The organism is Clostridium sp. DL1XJH146, from assembly GCF_054819755.1.
The window spans coordinates 42,702-63,766 of the sequence record NZ_JBTVVN010000018.1 but is presented as its reverse complement, the minus strand read 5'-3'; the positions used below and the strand labels follow the sequence as shown (position 1 = coordinate 63,766).

Below are 21,065 nucleotides of genomic sequence, written 5' to 3'. Positions count from 1 at the left end.
AACTAGATTTGTGTAAATACAAATCTAGCTAGTTTTCTATCCTTGATTATAAAAATTAACGGGTACTTCAACAAAAAAACTACTACCTTCATTTTTTATTGATTTTACTATAATGTTACCCTTTATCATACTCAAATTTTCTTTTACAATATATAAGCCAATCCCTTCACCCTTTATGTTTATAACAGCATCATCCCTGTAGTACGCATTGAAAATATTATCTATATTCTTTTGAGCAATACCAATACCATTATCTTGAATTTCTAAAATCAGCTTATCATTGTAAACTCTATAACTCACTCTTACATTTCCATCGGTATTAGTATATTTATAAGCATTTGTAAGTACATTATAGATAGATTGACTTAACTTATACTTATCTGTTTCCATACTTATTTTTCCATTTGATACCAATTCTAAATTGATACCTTTCTTTTCAAACTGAGTATGCAAACCTACTATAATTTGTTTAATAAGTTGATTAAACTCAAAAGGTTCAATCATTACTTCAGAAACATCGCGAATACCATCAATCATACCACTCATATTAGAAATAATTAATGTAATATTTTCTATTTGATTTTGACAAATAGATATCTCTTCATCTGTCATTTCAACGATACCATCTTCCATTGCTTCTAAGTGAGACTTCAAAACAGTAAGAGGTGTTCTAGTTTGATGTACCAATTCATCAATCAAACCTTTCCTATTTTTTTGTTTTATTTTAAGACGTTCATCTAATGATTTTAAGCTTTCTCTTATAGTATTAATCTCAGTAATACTTGTTTCTTCTGGTTCCCCCTTACTACCAAAATCAATATTTAGAGCCATATCAGCCGTATCTTTTAATGCCTTACCCATTTTCTTGCTTACAAAAATACCAACCACAATCGAAATTGTTATGGCAATAATGACTGCATAAAGACTATTCATAAAAAGTGTAGACTTAAACATACGAGCCACAAAAGAATTTTCTGCTGAGCTGTATCTTGTAATGCTCAGTATACCAATAGTTTCACCTTCACTCTTTATAATATATTGGTCTACTTCATCTTGGGTACTATTCCACATATTCTTCATCATTTTACCATTCATCATCATTCCTGACATATCATAACTATCGTTAACATAAGCAAGTATGTCCCCATTAGAATTATATAGTTTAATACCAATAATAGGATCATTTAAATGATTTTCTAGTTCAATTTCCATTTGAGTATAAGATACACTTTCTTCAAGCAAAGCTTTTTCAGTGTAATCAATAATTTGGGACAAATGGTTTTCATAATTTTCTGATATGTATTCATTAAAATATCTGTCTGTCAATGAAGTTAAAATAAGAGTATTAATTGCGATTGAAATAATTGCTACTAATGTTAAAATCATTAGCCATAGTTTATTAATACTCATTACTTATCACCCCCAAAAATATAACCCGCTCCATACTTTGTAATGAGTAGTGTTGGCTTTTTAGGATTTTCTTCTATCTTTTGACGTATTCGCTTAATATAACTATCTATATTACGGTCAAACCCTTCGTAGTCATATCCAAAAGATAAATGCATAAGTTGTTCTCTCGTTAGAACTTGACCTTTATTTTTCATAAAAGTATGTAATAAATAAAATTCAGTAGAAGTTATGTTTATTTCCTCTTCATTTTTAAATAATCTCATAGCTTTTGTGTATAGCTTTAATTGTTCAATTTCTATGATTATCTCATCATTGCCATTATATAATCTTCTAAAGATTACTTTTATGCGTCGCATTAACTCTCTTGGACTAAAAGGTTTAATAACATAGTCATCTGCACCTATATCAAATCCTTTTAACCTATCAACTTCCTCTTGCTTTGCTGTTAACATAATAACTGGTATATCTGATATTCTCCGTATTTCTCTTAGCACTTCAAATCCATCAATACCAGGCATCATAATATCAAGTAATACGAGGTGAAAGGTCGTTTTGTTAAATGCTTCTAGTGCTTCAAATCCATTTTCAGCTAAGAAACATCTATAGCCTTCTTTTTCCATATATTTAATTACAATATGGCTAATTTCCTTTTGATCTTCCACTACTAATACACTAAACATCATCCTTTTCACCTCCTAAAAAATTTTACAATATATACCCTATAGCATACACTTTATTACCCTAAATTACATTAATTTCAGCAAAATTTCCTTTACTTCAATAAAATTGTATTCATTTCTCTAAGCAAAAACATATTCCTATTTACTTTTTAATACGTTTTTTCTACTTAGATATTCTTCTTCAGAAATTTCACCTTGTACATATTTCAATTTTAATTCATAAAGTATTTGATCATCATTATCTGAAAAGTTTTTACGTTTATTCCAAAGAATTAATGCTACAATTATAATTACAATTGCAAAACCAATCATAATTAAACTACTCCATCCTCCCATAATCCCATAACCAAAACATCCTCTATTTCCAAAATACCCTCTATTAAACATCATTTCTTTCTACCCCCCTATTGTTTTAATGCTTGTTTCATTTTAATATATGTTTTTTCATCAATCTCACCATTTGCAAATCGTTCTCGCAAGATATCTTCTGGTGGTCTCCTATTTGTTGTTAGTATATCTTTAGATCCTTTACCTTCAACTAAATAATAAACTAAAAAAGCAACTCCTAATAATATAAATATCATCATTCTAAAACCTCCTTTATTATTTATTAAATCTATTGTGCAATTAAAATGTGGCACAAATATGACTTATAAACATTTTGCCTATAAATAGACATCCAATAATCTTATTTTTTTATAACACAATATTTAAAATAGCTATTGCTATGAATTTATATTTTTCTATACAATAAAAAAAGTAGGTTACCCTACTCTCACTATCCCTTCATTCTATAATTTCAGCCTTGGAAAGTGAATCATTTACAGCTTCCTTATGAAAATATTATAAACGCATATATTGAAACTAAAACTCCTTTTGTTCCTTTTAATTTAACTCTCGTAATTGGTTTTACTTTTGCAGTGGTATAGCTATATTTTTTTCTTCCACGCATTAATTTCTCTAGAGCAAGAAAACCAAATACTAATAACATTAATAAAGCAGATAGTTTTATAGCAGAGTCTATATCACCCATAGCAAACCATGTTTGAAAAATGGCAGTACTAAATGTCGGTACTCCAAAATATTTCACAACTCCATAATCATTTAGCCCTCTAGTATCACAAGACTTACCCCACCAATAATAGACACCCTGGAAATAGGCAAAATCAGTCCCCATCTATAAAACTTTCTCAAAGGAAAATCATAAATTGATATAAGCCAAGCTAAGCTTGTTCCTATGAAAATAGTAAAAAATCCCGTGAATATTATTAGTATTATAGAATTAATTATATAATCTTTAAGTAAGTATTTCTGAATATGGGTCCAATTTTCATTAGGAGCATTAAAAATATTAATAAAAACATTAATATTGGGTACTATGATAAGTAAAATAAATAAGAAGCTCAGTAAGCTCCAAATATTTATATTTTTCCTAAGACTTATAATCTTAATCAAATTTCACACTCCCTGATAATGATTTTTATTCACAATAAATGCTATAATTGAAAATCATTATCAAGTCTATAGTTTTATGTACGGTAATAATAACCAATTACCTACTATTTAAAATAAATTCATAAATCAAACCTCTTTAGCTTTTACTTTATAGTTTTCTCTCAACGAACAAAAAAAAACACCTCTTATTTTACTAATAGGTGTTTTTTACTTATTTATCTTTCTTTAAAATAATTATCTAAATTATACTATTATTATCAAGATTTCTCACTACTTTATTTCCTACAATTTTATATTCAGCAGGATATGGTACTGCATCAAAAGGAATCGGTGTTTCGTATATCCTGTTATTCTCAGATAAATATCGCATGTGAACTTCTTCATATTTTTCACCTTTGCTTAGCCAAAAATAATCTTCCATACACATTGCCCTAGTTCTTCTGCATAGCTCCCAGAAATCATAATCAATTAATCCCATAACCTTCAATATTTCATCAATATTCGCTCTCTCTTTTGGTACTACTCTATCTTCAAGCCAAAACATAATATCCTCGTGAGTAGGTTTATAATTGATATTCCAATTTTTGTACGTATACATACCCAGCGGAAGATATTTTTTTTCTTCTATATTATCATATTTACTAAAGAAAAATTTTCTAGTATTTGTATCATAAGTGAGGTCTCCAACCTGAATATCTGCACACATCAATATGTACTTATCTATCATAATATCCCTCTTTCCACTAAATGATTATATCTAGTTTTTAATAAATATTTAATACATTCTATTCTATATATGGACAAATACTCTCCATATTTATCAACTATATCAAATAATTCTATCAATGGTACTCTTGGCAATTTAACATTTCCTATTAATTCTAATTGTTTATAATGCGATTCACAAAACGGCTTACACTCGTCTATCATTTCCCATGTTTCTATACTGTCTTGCTCTAATTCCGAATCTTGTATATCTGCATACATAGATAATCCATGGTCATACAGTGGCGCAAATTTTACTATATTTCCATCTTTAAGAATTACACTAAAATTTCTCAAATGTCTATCAATATTATTTATTAGAAAATCTATTACTATCATTCTATCTATATCAAGTTTAAATAAAGGAATTATAGAAATAATAGTTCCATAAAGGTTTTCTCTACTACTAGATCCTAAAAGTCTTCTTATACTCAATAATGATTCGCCATCGTTCAAAAAATCTTCAGAAATATTTACTATTGCTTCTTTATCAAATCCAGGTAATTTTCTTCTACTTATAGTATTACTTGCACATAAGACATTAAATCTATTAATTACTTCACTTGCTATACTTTCGCTAACTGGCTCTAATATTGAAAATTTATTTCTAAATTTTGCTCCAGTCTTTATAAAAACTTTTTTACCCTCAATATTGCCTACACACTTATATAACATTCCTTTTGATGTGCTAGTAAGACTTAAGTCTCTCAAATCATCAATCTTCATAAGATACTACCCCTTTTTTTAACTTAACTTCATTATATCCTAAAGAAAGGTTAATTAACAATATTTTTCCCATATTTTTACTGTAGTAAAAATTAATACTTCCTAATTAGATTTCTAAGCTGTCTTGATTCTTGTGGTACTAATTTTACCATTTACCTTATTCAAATTTTTAATTTTAAAGGTTGGGTCATAAACTCCACACTCATCCATAATTTCTTCAAGGACTTTAAATTCTTTTCTCTTAATTACTACTTCAATTTTATATCTCTTTTCTCCGTGATTTCCTCCAGCAACAAAATTATTAACAGTATATCCTGCTTCTCTTAATTTTTCTGCTACTTGAATCATCTTATCTTTATGGTTTAAAAATACGTCCACCTCAAGAATACCAAGTGCTAACCTATCTTCTATTTTACCACCAATAAAAACTCCCATTGTTCTACCAAGTGCATATGCAATTGTAAAACTAATACCTTCCGAACTATTCATTTTCCCAATAATTGTTGCAAAAATCATAGCATCTACAAATACTAAAAGATAAACCGGATTCATAATTTTTTTTGATATTAATATAGTTTTTAATGTTGCTAGAACATTAGTAAATGCCGTTATTAAAAATACACCTAAAAGTGCAAATATCATACTTTGTGTCATTAAAACATCTCCTTTTTTTTATGTTTGCGTAGTATCTCCACAGGAAATCTACATCTAATTTATGTCATTTATTATACAAGAAAAAAGGCTCTATAATTTATATTTTAACATTTTTTTACATCACACATAATTCCATGATTCCTTTGGAAATCTATAGATATTTTGCGTAAATACAAAGTTTATTTTCTAATCATTCAAATATTTTTAAGGGTTTTTACTACAAAAGAATATAGATATCTAAGCTACAGTACTCCTTAGATATTATAGGGAACGTATCTTTATAATAATTTCGCAAATAATGATAGGATTATTGTTAAAAACTAATTGATTATACACTACTTATATTTTCTAAATAACAAACTAACTTTTTAATTATATCACATTATCTTTCTAATTGCAAATTAATCTTTCTTATAATTTAATATAGAAAAGGACAACCTCTTTTTAAACTGCTCATATAAAGTATACACTACGCAGTTATCTTCGAAGGTTGTCCTTTCATCTGAACTTGAATAAAATTATAAAATAACTCTATCTGCTCACCTAAATTATTTTATTACTTCATATCTTTCATCAGATAATGCACCAATCGTATTATCTATCTCCTCATCTTTAACAAGAATATAGTCTGTATCATATGTAAAAATGGCAAATATGCTTATTCCTTTCTGTGCAAGTATTGTACTAATAGAAGAGAGAATTCCTATAAGTGAAAAATCTAATGGACCCTCAATCTTAAGTACCCTCCAATTTTTTTCACATTTCACATCACTTGGTATGCTATTTTCAGTGCATACTACAGATAATTCATCTGCTGTTTTTGTTATAGAATAAAACTCGCTATCCTTTGCCCATTCAGGAATCAGCTCGCTTTTATCTAATCTAGCAACTCCATATTTTGCTTCTAATAATTTCATTGTTAATATCTTTTCTGACATCTTTTATTCCAACCCTTTCTTTAGTGAATATTGATATTATTTTGAAAATAAATAAAAATAAAAAAAAGCCCTTAGAAATATTATTTTAATATCTCCCAGGCTTTTATCCTTCCGTGTACACATCAATCTGTGCGTTTTCTCTTGGACCTAACCAGTTATAAACTGTGGAACCCTAGAAAACCATTTCCAGCTCTTTAATTTTAATTATTTTAACATAGAATAGTCGTAAAATCAATTATTTTAAAGAAATCCAATACCTTTGAGTAATTCTTTCTTCATCTACAACTTCATTTTTTAACACACCACCACTTGCGATAACTGTTTTAGCTGATGCAATATTTTCTTTGTCACAAGTAATAAGTACTTTTTCAATATTCATATCCTTGCATTTCTCCAATGCTAAACTAAGCATTTCTTTTGCATACCCTTTTCTGCGTTCAGATTTTCTTATACTGTAACCAATGTGTCCACCAACTTGAAGTAAATATCCGTTCAATCTATGTCTTATGTCTATCATACCAAGCAATTTACCATCACACTGTCTTATCGCTAAATATGTAGATGCCGGTACAAGTCCTTCTCTTACTGTTTCTTCTTTTAAATTATCCCTTAATATAGAAAACCATTCATCAAAATCTTCAACTTTTTCTAGTCTCGCAGTACCATGTAATGTCTCCCCAGCTAATTCAAATTCATTTTTGTAATCTATTATTTACCTCTGATATTCTTTTGTCGGTAAAATTAAAGTTATTTTTTCCATAGTACCCCCTTGGAATTTTATTTTATGAAAAAAATTTATCTCCTGATATAACTAAGTTCAACCATCCCATCAGTCTCTTTTGTCTCAACAAGTCTAAGTTTAATTTCAGGATTTTCATTCAAATAAAGAGAAATACCATCACCTAAAATTGTTGGTATTATTGTGATAATGTATTTATCTACAAGGTCTTGCTTAATAAATTGATCAATCAATTTACCACCACCAACAATCCAGATATCTTTACCCTGTTGGTTTTTTAACTTATTAATAAATCCTGCAATATCCTCTGATATAAATTCTGCTCTACTATCCTCTTCACGTTTTTTCGTAGTTGCCACATAACACTTTTTCCCCTCATAAACCCAGCTATCAGGAGATAACTCATTAATAACCTGTTCATAAGTGGTTCTTCCCATTACAACAGTATCTATTGAACTATAAAAATCCTCATATCCATTGCTTGCATTAGGGTTATCCCCAACACCGGTTAGCCAATCAACAGCTCCATTTTCCCTTGCTATATATCCATCTAAACTCGTTGCAATATAAAGTATTATATTTCTACTCATTAGTTTATGCTCCTTTTATTTTTTCTCCACTTCTACCAAATCCTCAAAGAAAAATATCCCTTCTGTAACTTTTATAAAAGTGCTGCCATTATCGCCTTTGTGACTGTGTCCTTTTCCATTAACATATACAGTTTTTTCATTTGAACTTATGCCAAAAGAATCACCATCTTTTAAATGAACTACTAATTCCACTAAAGGCTCTTCTTCTTCTTTTCCAGGCTTATATAATAGAAAGTTAGTTAGATTTATTGCCTTTTCTATTTCCTCTATCTCTGTAAATTTTCGTGCATCAACATCTAGCCTAATATCAGAAATTTCAACATAAGAAATCTCTTCAATTTTAGGAACATTTAATATAGTGTTCAAAATAATAAATAAATTATTTTCCTTTCATTTTTAACCTATAAATAATATAAAACTAAAAATTATAATCAAAATAATCCTTCACAAAGTTAGCCATAGGATGTACCTCATATTCTACTCCTATATAATCTAAATCAGAATCATAAAAATATAAATATGCTATGCTTTTTTCCTCATCAGATGTTCCAATCATGCCAAAGGATTTGGGATATTTAGTATTGGACTCTTCATCTCCAGCCACTACTTTAAAATTATAACTATCTATTGAAAACTCATATTCAGGGATAAAATATTTACTTTCATCAAAAATCCCAACGACTTTCTCCTCTAAATAAGTATATTTTTCTAATAATTTATCTTTTTCGATGTTATATGTTTCATCATCATAATTTACAATTAGAGCAACAGAGTCAGATTCAAATACAATCATGGACCTATGAGTATATCTATATAGAATATCCTGATATTCCGGCAAATCTTCAAGACTCGGCATAACCTCTTTTGCATTTAAATCGATTTTTGATCCGGTGTTAAGATATTTTTTTATATTTGAACTTGACCTAGTGCAACCAGTAAAACAAATAACAATAGCAATCAATATAACAATTAAACCTTTTTTTCTCATATTCTTCATTTTTTCTCCCCCACTTCATTCTGCATATATTAATATCTTACTTTTGTGTTGTAGCTTATTGTAGCGATAATCTATGATCCACAATTTTTATACCTCCATCACCAATAAACTTTATTATCCTCCCTCAATGTAATCATCTTCCATTTATATAAAAATCAAATTTGAAATTCAATGTTTTTTAGTTCATTTTACTTCCTTTATAAAATAAAGCTTAAATGTACAAAATCAGTAATGATATAAGGCGCATTAGCATAAAAAAATAGCCATATTATAAATAGAACAATAAGCCAATTAGTCTTCTTTACTCTAAAATACATAGAATTCATTTTCATAGATAAATATAACAGAACAATTCGTTGTCTATATTTTAATCTATTTCCAATAATTTGTTAAGCACTTTGAATATATCATTCTATTTTTAGCATATATTTTGTCATTTATTTATTTTAACTATAAAAAAATAAGCAGAGAAATCAATCTCTACTTATACATTATTAATATTTACCAAATTCACCATCACTTAATTCTATTCTATTAATATTTTGATTTCCTTTTTTAATTTTTTTCACTTTTTTAGATTTACTATTATCATTCATATTATCTAGCATTTTTAAAACTTCTGGATTAAAGCTATCCATATTATCTGTATTTGAAATATCATTTTCCTTTAATTTGAATCGGCTAACATGTTCTCTTAACATCTCTGCTTGACTTGATAGTTCTTCACTAGCTGCTGCTGTTTCTTCTGATGTAGCAGAATTGGTTTGCACTACGTCAGATATTTGAAGTAATCCATTATTTATTTGATCAGCTGCAACTGCTTGCTCATTGGATGCAGTTGAAATATTTTGAACCAAACCCGCTACCTTTGTAATACCTTCTACAATTTCATTTAATGCTACTGCAGTTTCAGAAGCAATACTCGTTCCTTCTTCTACCTTATTTATCGTACCTTCAATTAATTCTGTTGTTTCTTTTGCTGCATCAGCAGAACGCCCAGCAAGATTTCTAACTTCCTCCGCTACAACAGCAAACCCTCTACCATGTTGTCCTGCTCGTGCTGCCTCAACCGCTGCATTTAAAGCTAATATGTTAGTTTGGAATGCAATATCATCAATTACTTTTACTATCTTTGAAATATTTTTTGATGCTTCATTAATTTCATCCATTGATTTAAGCATTTGCTTCATTTGCTTATTCCCATTTGAAGCATTTTCTTTAGTAGTTTCTGATATATCTTCTGCTATCTTTGTATTTTCAGCATTTTGTTTAGTTTGAGAAGTTATTTCCTCCATAGTAGCAGTCAATTGCTCAACAGAACTAGCTTGTTCAGTTGCTCCCTGAGATAAAGCCGTACTTGAATCTGCCACTTGACTAGCACCCGCTGAAACTTGTACTGATGCCACATTGATATTCGAAAGAACATCATTCATATTACTTGACATACTCTTAAATGCCTTTGCTAATTTTCCAATCTCATCTTTTCTATCAACATCAACATCAATATCAATGTCCAAATCACCTTCTGCAAGAGAATTAGCAGAATTTAAAAGTTTATTTATTGGATTTGCTATGGATTTACTCATCAAAAGAGATATTATAACTCCCACAATAATTGCTATTATTAATATAATAAATAAAATTATACTAGTTACTGCAAATTGTTCATTAGCTTCAGTACGCTTAGTTTCAACCATAGTATTTATATCATCAATATAATTTCCAGTCCCTATTACCCATCCAAAGGGCTCGTACAATTTAGAATAACTTCTTTTTGGTTTCGCCTCAGTTTCACCAGATCTTGGAAAATAATAGTCTGTATATCCTCCACCATCTAAAGCCACTTCAATGATTTTCTGTACCATTTTATCTCCATTTGAATCTTCTAAATCGATTCTATTTGTTCCTTCTACATCTTTATTCCCTAAAAGAACAATATTATCACCTTCTACGGTATCTGCCCAAAAATAAGTTCCTTCACCATAATTAGCACTTCTAATAGTATCTGCAGCAATTAATTTTGCTTCATCTTCAGTAAGTACTCCAGTTTCTATTTTACTATAAATTCCATCTAATTGAGAAACAACAATTTCTACCTGACTTTTAATCATAGTATCATAGTCTGTCCTTAACTGAGTCTCCATTGAAGTGATACTACTATCATTACTTTTCTTTAATGAATAAAAAGATACAGCACTTAACATAACAGATACTAGTACTATACTAAAAACGACTATAGATATTATTCTACTTTTTATACTCTTCATTTGATTATCCCCCATCATTAGTTTTTTTATCATTGCTTTTTCATAATAATTATTAATTAACACACATTACTTTAAGTAATATTTTAACATATTCTCTATAAACCTTCAACGAATTATTATGTTTTTATAAGTACAATTATAATTTTCATTAAAAACGTAACGGAATATGTCGATTACTATAACCTGCTTTTTCTTAAGTTTAAATTGTGATTTTACCTTTTTTTCATTTAAGTCGTTAATTTCTGCAACTACTCTACAAGGTAATCCTGTCATATCACTAAAATTAATTGGGTATGTATTTACTGTAAATTCAGTTATCTTTCTTTCATTTAAAACTTCATCTAAATTACAGAGATTTTCAATAATAAATGTACCTCTATCAGCACAATATTGATCTTTAGGTGTATGTTCTGCTCCACATCTTACTCCCGCAAAGTCAATCCCAATAATTGAAACTTTACGTTCAAGTAATTTATCAATTAATTTTTATCACTTAGTTGCATTCCATACTGCTTCATCTTTTCTTTAATATACTTTTCGTTCTCTATTTCATCAAGAACTTCTTTCATTTTATAAGCCATTTTACTATCAAGAACTTCTATTTCTTTTGAATTTTTAATATGTATAATTAGTTTTATTCTATCTTGCTTACCTTTTTTCATATCTTGTAAGTTCAAATTATCACTCCTATTATGATCCATGTTATATATTACTCTATCACCTTCTGCATCATTAGTTCCTGAAGTTCCCCCTGTAAAATCAATAATGTTACCATCTTTCAATTCTATTCTATAATAAAATGATTCATCTACTGTACCAGTATATATCTCACTAACATCAGCATAAGAATATTCATTACCAGATAAATTAAATACGTTATGCATAACTATTTTATCTTCCATAATCTCTTATTTTCGAAAAAAATCTATCAAACAAAATAAAGAGATATATCACTGATACGATAAAAGACAGCCAAAATAGCTATTAATTACAATGCTATTCCAAAGTATAACAATAACTCAACCCCCTATCTTAATAAAAAATGACTCTATTAATCTAAGTAAATAGTCATAGTATTTTACGACCGCGACACAATTTAATAATGTTATAAACTAAATTTTATTTAGCACCTGCAAACTGTTGGCCCATAAATTCCTGGATTTTTTCTGTGATTTCTTCATGAATACAATGAATTCTTCAGAATTTACTACACTATCCTGTTGGACGGTATTATCAGATACAATCTTAGTAGTTTGCTCTTTTCCACATCCCATAATAGAAAACCCAATACATATGATAGATATCCATACAATTAATTTTTTTATAATTATTACCTCCCTTAAAATAATCTTGTTCCATAAATCATCCCACCATAATTGTTTGTATTTCAAAAACAGGTTAATTTTTAATTCATCTTAAATTACTGTTTCGTCGTAACTTTTGACTGTTATGTCGTAACTTTTTATTACAACAACACATCAAAAAACATAACAATTCAAGAATTCAGCATGATTTTTAATTAAAATTTTTATAGTTTACTTTTTCCCATCTATTTCAATCAATTCCTCTCCAATGTTTTTAGTTTATTTTACTTCCTTTATAAAATAAAACAATATATAAATCAAAAACAAGAAAACAGTAAATAAAGTCGTAAATGCTAAAGCAAATCCATCAATACTTAACAATATACTTTTTATAACTCCAATGGGATTAGTAAACACATCCCAACTATTTAATCTTAAAAATCTTCCAAGATAAATGGCAAAACTAGATAAAAAAGTGATCACAAATATTACAATAAAACTTTTCTTTTCACCAAACTTATCTATCAAAACTTCATTTACTTTGTACAATGAATACAACCCCATGAAAAAACCTGTTACTATAAAAGAAAAAAATAAAACAAGATCATACCATATTCTAATTTCTTTAATAGGCGAATAGACATAAACACCCTTTATAAAAAAATCAATAAAACTTAAATGTACAAAATCAGTAATGATATAGGGTGCATTAGGATAAAAAAGTAGCCATATTATAAATAAAGCAATAAGACAATTAGTCTTTTTTCCACTTAAATACATAGAATTTATTTTCATAGATAAATATAATGGGACAATGCAAAGAAATATATTCCATATAAAAAATAAATACGTTGTTCTTCCTGTTATAAAAATTCTCACAGCTAACAAAAGGCTACTTATTATTGTCAGCATAGAAAACATAAAAATTATTTTATTATCATTATTAGTTTTATACTGCATGTTTCCTCCTTAATTATCTTTTTATTATTCAACCTCATATTGCTTCATCTTTTCTTTAATATACTTTTCGTCCTCTATTTCATCAAGAATTTCTTTCATTTAAATAATTGATAAATATTTTTAACTACTAATAAAGCTAATTTAAATTCCATTATCCACTCTTCATATGAAAAATTTCTATATCCTTACTTTAATAAAATCATTCACATTATCTTTATCTTCTAATTTCACATAAATAGATAATTCTTTTATCTCACCGAATTGAAACCATTTAACAGGTTTATCTCTTGGTATACTAAATGTCAATTTATAATATCTACTTATTAGTATTTTATTTGGATATTTTTCCCATATAAATTCTTTTATATCATCCCACTTATATAGACTTCTTCCTGAATATACTCCATCATTATTGATTTGATTTTTATGTGCTGCAATGTGATAAAATATGATACTGTTCATTAAAAATAATATTCCAAAATAAAAATATTTTAATCCAAACTCAAAACTATATACTTTAATAGCTTCTCTCCACATATTATCCATATCTTGCGAAAGTATATTATCGATTTGCTGAATATGTTTATAGCTGAGCATATAATACCATTTAGTTAAATACTTTGGAATAAAAAAAGAATAATATTTAATATAACCCCCAAGAAATATTATCATTGAATATATCGAAAACATAAACCATATAAAAGAAACAACTATGTTATTTTGATTGAAGTGTTTTGATTCCATAGTTTCATTAATTTTTTTATCTTTTCTTTTTTGCACTATAATTAACGCCAAAAGCAAGACTGCTTGTACTATAATTGCAATAATAATCAATTCAAATATGCTTTCCTTACTTAACATCATTTATCCACTCCCCATTTAAAAACATCTTGTGTATATTTTAATGTATTAACTATAATTTGTTAAGTGATTTCAGTCTTTATATGCAGTTTAATCTATTTACTTTCTCAAATACTCTTATTATCTCAACAAAAACAAAACCCAATCTCCTAGAAGAAAGATTGGGTTTTTAATAAAAATTAAATTACTAAAGTGAATTTTATCAATTATTTCTTTTAATTGCTATTTACGATCTTTTACCATTGACATAAGTATCATACCTATATATTATAAAAGGAAGTGTGGTAATATTTTCACAATTTTACCATACTACACTAACTATCTTATAGGGGGAATACTCATATGAAAATCGCATTACCATCTAGACAAAATGTTATAGACAGCCATTTTGGTCACTGTGAATACTATACTATTTTTACAGTTGACAACAATAGCAAAGAAATAATTTCCGAAGAAACTATTCCATCGCCACAAGGCTGCGGTTGCAAATCAAATATAGCACAAACTTTATCAGCTATGGATGTAACAATTATGCTTGCTGGTAACATGGGTGCTGGTGCAGTAAATGTATTAAATAACGCCGGTATTGAAGTAGTTCGTGGATGCTCAGGTGCTGTTAAAGCTGTTGCTTTAAAGTGGCTTGAAGGAACTCTTTCTGATTCTGGTGACACTTGTCATGCCCACGAATGTGATCACTAAATAAATCAAAATTAATATACTATACAGAAAAAATAACCAAGAGTAGGAATACCTACTCTTGGTTATTTTGTAATACGAGATATAAATATAATTAACAGAGCTATTATTATACCAAAATCTGCTGGTCTATTTTTATCTCCTTTTTCTTTTTTTAGAAAAGCAATAAATTTTCCTATTATAAGTAAAACAAGTGATATGCCTATAAATATGTTACTAAAAAACGAGTTGAAGGGAACATCTATAATAAGAACTATAAATATCGGTATAACAATTATTACAGCAGCCATCAAATACAATATCCTATTCAAATTGCTAGTTTTTATATATAAGATAAAATCCAATTTATTAAATTTGATTTTCTACCATTCCTTTCTATATTATTATACAATATCATACTAGTTATTTTTTCTTTAATATATCTTTGCACTTTTATTTCATCAATTAGTTCTTCTCTCTTTTAAATACAAATACCATCATGGAACCAAATCCATCCACGCATTGAAAATTAACAAGTTCCCAGCCTTCTTTTCCATACTGTTTAAGTACTTTATTACTTTTCTTCTTTAAACTTTTTTCTGTATCAAAAACACTATTAAAAGTTTCAGTTGTATATTCCCACATAATTAACTTTTTTCCTTTATATAAATATAAATTCTACATATAGATTCTTACTTCCTTTAATAATTTATCACTCACAAACCCATATGTACCTTGAAAAACTCTCGATTTCCTTTTTACTTACCTTACAAGAATCAATAATTTTAAGATTCTCTTTTAATATTTCCTCGGTAATGTCACTTGACGAAACTAGCACTACTTTTTTTGAAATTCTTTTAGCATTTCTAATGATTTTCATTTCATTATCTTCAGTTGTGAGACTAAAATTGCCATATGGAAGGTCTACAATTGAACTATCAAAGTTTTCTTCTATATCTTGAATATCCCCAGTAGTAACCTTGCGTGGATAATCAAAATAACTGAGATTACCTATCGCACTCTCTGCAACTTTATTGTTTATTTCCCAACCTATAATATCATAGCCTGCAAAAAATCCTTCTAAAAGAACTGTTCCTGCTCCGCAACATGGGTCTATTAATTTCTTTGTAAAATCACCATTTCCAGCAATATTTAAAAGAGCTTTTGCTATATTAATCCCTAAAGAACTTGAATATGGATAAGGTTTTTTATTATGTTCTTTCCATATAGCATTATTGGCAAGCAAAATACCAAAATACCAATTTTCTTTATAAAAAGTAATACCAAAAACTATTTCAGGAGAAGAAAAAGAAGGAAACCCTTCAATTATAAGACCTATTTCCTTAGAAATTTCTTTTCTCTTCTTAAAATAAGGGTCATCCCTAAGTATCTCAAGATATACAACTTTAAAATCCTTTGCCTTTACTTTATCTTTTTTTATCAACTTAAGTATATCTGAAAAAGATGAAGTCTTGTATATAATCTCTAACCTATTTTTTATAAAAGGGCTACTAGACGGATTTATTCGTTTATTTGAAAAAAAGATTTTTTCCTCTAAGTTATAATTAAATAGTGATCTTAGCTCAAGAGCACAAAGCTCTTTTTCATAAATACGATAATTAACATTATACATGTATTGATTAAAATTCATTTATAAACACTCCGTCCTAGCTTTATCTATAATTTTCCTATAGATATCAATTATATATTGTTCATTTGAATATTCCACTAACCTATTAACATCAATCCATGCAACACCAGTAGTTTCTTCTTCATTGACAATCATTTTTTCTTCTTCATCAGCTATTAAAACATAGGATATATTCAAATGTAAATGAGAAGACACATACTCATCTCTTTTAATATGTCCATAAACAGGAAGTATATCAATAGAAGCTATTTTATCTGATTGAGGTATAATATTTAAAACTCCAGTCTCTTCTTTAGCTTCTTTAAGGGCAACGTATAACATATCACTATCACCATCTGCATGTCCACCAGTCCAGGTCCAAGTATTATAGATATTATGATGAATCATAAGCATTTTATCTAAAGATTTGTTTAAAATCAATCCTGAACTTGTTATATGAGCTATTTTGTTTTTTCTAGTTAATACCTCTTCATTAAATATGTTAATATACTCTAATATATTATTTTTATCATTCACTTCTTGTTGATTAGCCGGTTGATATCTTTGTATTGCCTCTTTAAAATTCATAAGTTTACACTTCCTTATATATATTTTACAATACTTTCTTAAAGCACTCAAAATATAATACTTTGTCTATATTTTAATATATCGCCAGGAATTTGTTAAGCAATTTTATTATTTTTTCCATATTTTTTAATATAATATATTTTTTTATATTACATGCTAAGTTATTACAAATTTTGCATATTTTTTATGTTACAATAAATTATAGTTTACAGATAAAATATTGAAAGGAGTATTGTTTATGTATAAGCCTACTACTAAATTTACAATTTTCAAAAAAAGTGAAGCTGTTTTAATTATACTAACTATTGTTTTATTTTGGTATTTAAATACCTATAACTATATACTCTTTCATACTTCTATTGAGATGTTTACTATCGTAATCAGTTTCAGCTTATTTTTGATTGGAATTTCTACTAGCAAATTTTATAGCAATAGTATTTTGACTCATTTTAGCTTAATTTACGGTTCTATTAGCATAATAAATTTCATCTATATTTTAACATACATGAATATTATTATATATTCATGTAATATAAATACTTTGATACAATTATTCATCCTCAGCAAATATTATGAAATCATAGCCTTATTGTTTTCAGTATATTTTTTTAACAAAAAGTTTACTATAAGAAAAATATTTTTAGTTAATTTTATCATATTAATTGTATCACTCTCTTCAATTTTTATATTTAATATTTTCCCTACCTGTTACATTCCTTCAAATGGATATACAAATTATAAAAATATGAGCCAAATAATTATCGTCTGCATCTATATGCTTATTATATATATTTTGAATAATAATGCATATGCTAATAATAACTTATCTCGTAACACTCTTAATTTATTTAATATTTCTTTTATTTTTAAGGTATTATCAGAAGTATTTTTTATTTTTACTAATAACATTTATAATAATTTTAATTTCTTAAGTGATATAACTAGATTTCTTTCTTTTTACGTAATATATAAAATTATTATTATTACAGTAATAACTGATCCCTTCAATAATATGTTTAAGGAACTAAATAAAAAAGCAAATGATTTAAAAAAAGCAAATGAAACAATTACTAAAAAAACTTTAAAATATAGAACTATTTTAGATTTTTTACCTCTCGGTATTGTAAAAAAAGAAAATGATACAATTGTTTTTGTCAATAAAGTATTCACAGAAATGTTCAATATTAATGCTAATGATAAAATATCAACTAATAATTTTATAAACAGCTTATATTCAAATAAATTATTAATGACTAACGATTCAAAAGAACTTAAATCTTTAGATTCTCATATAGAGAAAGAATTTTTAATAAATAATAAAAAAATAATTGCAGATATATCTACTTTTAATTTCGTTAAACCATGGGTAAACTCAACTACCTTTGTAATTAGAGATATTAGCTATAAAAAAAGAGAAGAAGAAATAATATCAAAATTAAAAGAAAAAGAAAAAGAAGATACTTTAAAAGCGGATTTTTTTACAAATATATCTCATGAATTAAAAACACCTATAAATGTAATTTATACAGCTCTACAAATGGAAAATATCTTATTAGAGAATAAAGACATATCAAAAATTAAAAAGTATAACTCTATCATTAATCAAAATTGCTTTAGATTAATTAGAATTGTAAATAATCTTATAGATACCACAAAAATTTCATCAAATTTTATGCATCCTAATCTAACTGTAGCTAATATAGTAGAAGTTATCGAAAATATAACTCAATCAGTTATGCTTCATCCTAAATATAACTATATTAATCTTATTTTTGATACCGACAAGGAGGATATTTACATTTACTGTGATATAACATATATTGAAAGAATTATATTAAATCTTTTATCAAATTCAATTAAATATAGTGATAATGGTTGTAATATTACAGTTTCTTTACATTCTAAAGAAACTGGTAAAGTATCAATTATAGTAGAAGATAAAGGCATAGGAATTCCTGACGATAAAAAAGAAAAAATATTTAATAAATTTGAAAAAATAGACAAAAGTCTCATTAGAAAAAATGAAGGTAGTGGCATGGGCCTTCATATTGTTAAATCTTTAGTAGAGCTACTAAATGGATCTATCACTCTAGAAAGTAGTATTAGCAAAGGTAGTAAGTTTTTTATTACATTTCCTACAGTTGAAATATGCGATGAGCTTTGTGCAACCATAGATGGATCTGTTAATAGACAAACTTATAATATCACCGAAAAGATAAATATAGAATTTTCTGATATATATTAAATTAAAATAAAATTTAGGAGCATATCACAGTTCATTCTGTGACAGCTCCTAAATTTTATTTATATAATTCTAAAATACATTTACTCTATAATTTAATCCTAGTAGTATGAATATTTAATAAAAATACTAATCAGAAAATTTACAGTACCTGCCAAGGATTTTCCTTTCCTTCTATAAATAAAACACAGCTTTTAATAGAAAATTCTACCATATCACTTACAGCTTGGTCTGTATAAAAAGCAGTATGTGGTGTAAGTGTTACATTAGGGAAAGATCTTAAAATTGCTAATTCTTTATGATCTATAATTTGACCCTTCTTCTCACTATAATATATGTTCATGTCATTTTCAACTACATCAAGAGCTGCCCCACCTATTTTCTTCTCTATAATTCCATCAATCAAATCCTTAGAACTTAGAAGAGAACCACGGGCTGTATTTACAATAAAAACTCCATCTTTCATTTTAGCTATAGATTCTTTATCAATTATGTGATAGTTTTCATCTGTAGCTGGTATATGCAATGTAATTACATCACTTTCCCTATATAAAGTATCTAAATCAACATATTTAGCATATTTTTTAACTTCTTCTTTTTCATAGAGATCAAAGGCTAATATTTCACAGTCAAAACCACTTAAATTTTTAATTACAGTTTGCCCAATTTTACCTGTACCCATAACCCCTACAGTTAAATTGTGTAACTCTCTTCCTCTGAAACCTTTCAAATCATAATCTTGCGCGCTACTTCTTGCCAAAATTAATTTTGTCTTTCTAATTGCCATAAGAATTAGCATAACTGCATATTCAGCTACACTACTTGGTGAATACGTTGCATTTCCTGCATGCATACCTAGTTCTTCAGCTTTTTTTAGGTCAATATGCTCATATCCTATAGTTCTTGTTGATATAAATTTAATTCCTTCATCATGAAACTTTTCAACTAACTCTGCTGAAATTTCTGTAGTAACTACACTGATACAATCATAGCCTTTTGCAAGTCCTGCATTTTCCATAGTTGGCTTTTCAGGTGAAACCCCAAGTTCAACACCATAAATACCACTAAACTCATTAAAATACTTTGCTTCATCTGCTCTTACACTGTACGCAAAAATCTTCATTTAAATTGTCCCCTTTTACTTTCGTTAATTTTTATTTTCTTATATTTAAATAAATATTATTTTAAATTATAACATTATCAGCTTAATTTTCAAAATTTTTTTCCACTTTATTGCTCTATTATAGCCTAAAGTGATAGTAAATATCAATAAACATATTCTATTGCTAAAAAAAATGCTAAGGAATAAATTCCTTAGCACAAGATTTACTTGTATAATTACCAAAATATCGTTATTCTATAATTGACACCTATCCATTGATAGGTGGGTGCTCTCAATGATGCATCTATCTCTTAAAAGCCGCCTTTGGGTCTCATAATAAGTCCATATCAACACCAAAATCTTGAACTCCCTTGCTCGAACTGTAGGTTCAATACAAGAATTGACGTATATCTCAGAAAAAACAATTGTTTGAATTTTCAAACTATTTCTCTATCTATATATAATATAGCAAACTTTCTTAA

At 27.4% G+C, this 21,065-nt stretch carries 26 protein-coding genes, 1 other RNA gene and 1 riboswitch; of the genes, 2 read left to right on the top strand and 25 right to left on the bottom strand.

Annotation, left to right across the window (positions count from 1 at the left end):
* Nucleotides 1-36: 36 nt before the first annotated feature.
* The 19 genes from ACVHXK_RS10430 to ACVHXK_RS10340 all read right to left on the bottom strand — a co-directional run bounded on the left by ACVHXK_RS10430 (nt 37) and on the right by ACVHXK_RS10340 (nt 14,349).
* On the bottom strand, nt 37-1,410 hold the full coding sequence (locus ACVHXK_RS10430; protein ID WP_461206330.1) for a sensor histidine kinase: 1,374 nt from the start codon (nt 1,408-1,410) through the stop codon (nt 37-39).
* The gene (locus tag ACVHXK_RS10425; protein ID WP_461206329.1) at nt 1,410-2,093 is read right to left on the bottom strand and encodes a response regulator transcription factor; all 684 of its coding nucleotides are present in this window, start codon (nt 2,091-2,093) and stop codon (nt 1,410-1,412) included. Before ACVHXK_RS10425 ends, ACVHXK_RS10430 begins: the two co-directional genes overlap by 1 nt.
* 135 nt (nt 2,094-2,228) lie before the next feature.
* The gene (locus tag ACVHXK_RS10420) at nt 2,229-2,480 is read right to left on the bottom strand and encodes an SHOCT domain-containing protein (RefSeq protein WP_461206328.1); all 252 of its coding nucleotides are present in this window, start codon (nt 2,478-2,480) and stop codon (nt 2,229-2,231) included.
* Between the two features lie 14 nt (nt 2,481-2,494).
* On the bottom strand, nt 2,495-2,677 hold the full coding sequence (locus ACVHXK_RS10415) for an SHOCT domain-containing protein (RefSeq protein ID WP_461206327.1): 183 nt from the start codon (nt 2,675-2,677) through the stop codon (nt 2,495-2,497).
* A gap of 245 nt (nt 2,678-2,922) precedes the next feature.
* Entirely contained in the window at nt 2,923-3,267 is a 345-nt protein-coding gene (locus tag ACVHXK_RS10410) for a hypothetical protein (protein WP_461206326.1), read from the bottom strand.
* Between the two features lie 516 nt (nt 3,268-3,783).
* A complete protein-coding gene (locus tag ACVHXK_RS10405; RefSeq protein WP_461206325.1) occupies nt 3,784-4,272 on the bottom strand; it encodes a hypothetical protein in 489 nt (162 codons plus the stop codon).
* The gene (locus ACVHXK_RS10400; RefSeq protein WP_461206324.1) at nt 4,269-5,036 is read right to left on the bottom strand and encodes a HipA domain-containing protein; all 768 of its coding nucleotides are present in this window, start codon (nt 5,034-5,036) and stop codon (nt 4,269-4,271) included. The genes ACVHXK_RS10405 and ACVHXK_RS10400 overlap by 4 nt, the downstream gene beginning before the upstream one ends.
* Nucleotides 5,037-5,150: 114 nt before the next feature.
* The gene (locus ACVHXK_RS10395; RefSeq protein WP_461206323.1) at nt 5,151-5,690 is read right to left on the bottom strand and encodes a DUF5698 domain-containing protein; all 540 of its coding nucleotides are present in this window, start codon (nt 5,688-5,690) and stop codon (nt 5,151-5,153) included.
* A 548-nt stretch (nt 5,691-6,238) separates the two neighbouring features.
* Nucleotides 6,239-6,628, bottom strand: a complete 390-nt coding sequence (locus ACVHXK_RS10390) for an ACT domain-containing protein (RefSeq protein WP_461206322.1) — start codon at nt 6,626-6,628, stop codon at nt 6,239-6,241.
* A gap of 90 nt (nt 6,629-6,718) precedes the next feature.
* Nucleotides 6,719-6,815: riboswitch (guanidine-I (ykkC/yxkD leader) on the bottom strand.
* Nucleotides 6,816-6,863: 48 nt separating this feature from the next.
* Nucleotides 6,864-7,340: a GNAT family N-acetyltransferase gene (locus ACVHXK_RS10385; RefSeq protein WP_461206338.1), complete on the bottom strand. Its 477-nt coding sequence runs from the start codon at nt 7,338-7,340 to the stop codon at nt 6,864-6,866.
* 83 nt (nt 7,341-7,423) lie between these two features.
* Nucleotides 7,424-7,957 (bottom strand): dihydrofolate reductase family protein, encoded by a 534-nt coding sequence (locus ACVHXK_RS10380; RefSeq protein ID WP_461206321.1) that lies wholly within the window; start codon nt 7,955-7,957, stop codon nt 7,424-7,426.
* Between the two features lie 15 nt (nt 7,958-7,972).
* On the bottom strand, nt 7,973-8,323 hold the full coding sequence (locus ACVHXK_RS10375) for a hypothetical protein (protein ID WP_461206320.1): 351 nt from the start codon (nt 8,321-8,323) through the stop codon (nt 7,973-7,975).
* A 52-nt stretch (nt 8,324-8,375) separates the two neighbouring features.
* On the bottom strand, nt 8,376-8,954 hold the full coding sequence (locus ACVHXK_RS10370) for a hypothetical protein (protein WP_461206319.1): 579 nt from the start codon (nt 8,952-8,954) through the stop codon (nt 8,376-8,378).
* Nucleotides 8,955-9,151: 197 nt separating this feature from the next.
* Nucleotides 9,152-9,286 carry a DUF1361 domain-containing protein gene (locus ACVHXK_RS10365; RefSeq protein WP_461206318.1) on the bottom strand — a complete coding sequence of 45 codons (135 nt, stop codon included), beginning with the start codon at nt 9,284-9,286 and terminating at the stop codon, nt 9,152-9,154.
* A 162-nt stretch (nt 9,287-9,448) separates the two neighbouring features.
* The gene (locus ACVHXK_RS10360; RefSeq protein WP_461206317.1) at nt 9,449-11,221 is read right to left on the bottom strand and encodes a methyl-accepting chemotaxis protein; all 1,773 of its coding nucleotides are present in this window, start codon (nt 11,219-11,221) and stop codon (nt 9,449-9,451) included.
* A gap of 479 nt (nt 11,222-11,700) precedes the next feature.
* Nucleotides 11,701-12,123, bottom strand: a complete 423-nt coding sequence (locus ACVHXK_RS10355; protein WP_461206316.1) for a hypothetical protein — start codon at nt 12,121-12,123, stop codon at nt 11,701-11,703.
* 210 nt (nt 12,124-12,333) lie between these two features.
* Nucleotides 12,334-12,495: a hypothetical protein gene (locus ACVHXK_RS10350; protein ID WP_461206315.1), complete on the bottom strand. Its 162-nt coding sequence runs from the start codon at nt 12,493-12,495 to the stop codon at nt 12,334-12,336.
* A 309-nt stretch (nt 12,496-12,804) separates the two neighbouring features.
* Nucleotides 12,805-13,485, bottom strand: coding sequence for a DUF1361 domain-containing protein (locus tag ACVHXK_RS10345; RefSeq protein ID WP_461206314.1), 681 nt, complete (start codon nt 13,483-13,485; stop codon nt 12,805-12,807).
* Nucleotides 13,486-13,662: 177 nt separating this feature from the next.
* On the bottom strand, nt 13,663-14,349 hold the full coding sequence (locus ACVHXK_RS10340) for a hypothetical protein (protein WP_461206313.1): 687 nt from the start codon (nt 14,347-14,349) through the stop codon (nt 13,663-13,665).
* A 339-nt stretch (nt 14,350-14,688) separates the two neighbouring features.
* Here ACVHXK_RS10340 and ACVHXK_RS10335 point away from each other — a divergent pair, with 339 nt between their 5' ends.
* Nucleotides 14,689-15,045 (top strand): NifB/NifX family molybdenum-iron cluster-binding protein, encoded by a 357-nt coding sequence (locus ACVHXK_RS10335; protein ID WP_461206312.1) that lies wholly within the window; start codon nt 14,689-14,691, stop codon nt 15,043-15,045.
* A 62-nt stretch (nt 15,046-15,107) separates the two neighbouring features.
* On the opposite strand, the gene ACVHXK_RS10330 is transcribed toward ACVHXK_RS10335, so the two are convergent.
* From ACVHXK_RS10330 to ACVHXK_RS10315, 4 genes are all read right to left on the bottom strand, one after another.
* Nucleotides 15,108-15,332 carry a hypothetical protein gene (locus ACVHXK_RS10330; protein WP_461206311.1) on the bottom strand — a complete coding sequence of 75 codons (225 nt, stop codon included), beginning with the start codon at nt 15,330-15,332 and terminating at the stop codon, nt 15,108-15,110.
* 154 nt (nt 15,333-15,486) lie between these two features.
* Entirely contained in the window at nt 15,487-15,666 is a 180-nt protein-coding gene (locus tag ACVHXK_RS10325; RefSeq protein ID WP_461206310.1) for a DUF4177 domain-containing protein, read from the bottom strand.
* A 67-nt stretch (nt 15,667-15,733) separates the two neighbouring features.
* The gene (locus tag ACVHXK_RS10320; protein WP_461206309.1) at nt 15,734-16,672 is read right to left on the bottom strand and encodes a TRM11 family SAM-dependent methyltransferase; all 939 of its coding nucleotides are present in this window, start codon (nt 16,670-16,672) and stop codon (nt 15,734-15,736) included.
* On the bottom strand, nt 16,673-17,239 hold the full coding sequence (locus ACVHXK_RS10315) for an NUDIX hydrolase (protein ID WP_461206308.1): 567 nt from the start codon (nt 17,237-17,239) through the stop codon (nt 16,673-16,675).
* A 238-nt stretch (nt 17,240-17,477) separates the two neighbouring features.
* On the opposite strand from ACVHXK_RS10315, the gene ACVHXK_RS10310 reads away from it, so the two are divergent.
* Entirely contained in the window at nt 17,478-19,484 is a 2,007-nt protein-coding gene (locus ACVHXK_RS10310) for a sensor histidine kinase (RefSeq protein ID WP_461206307.1), read from the top strand.
* A 139-nt stretch (nt 19,485-19,623) separates the two neighbouring features.
* On the opposite strand, the gene ACVHXK_RS10305 is transcribed toward ACVHXK_RS10310, so the two are convergent.
* A complete protein-coding gene (locus ACVHXK_RS10305; protein WP_461206306.1) occupies nt 19,624-20,604 on the bottom strand; it encodes a D-isomer specific 2-hydroxyacid dehydrogenase family protein in 981 nt (326 codons plus the stop codon).
* A gap of 211 nt (nt 20,605-20,815) precedes the next feature.
* Nucleotides 20,816-21,005, bottom strand: a non-coding RNA gene (gene ssrS, locus ACVHXK_RS10300) — 6S RNA.
* Nucleotides 21,006-21,065 lie beyond the last annotated feature (60 nt).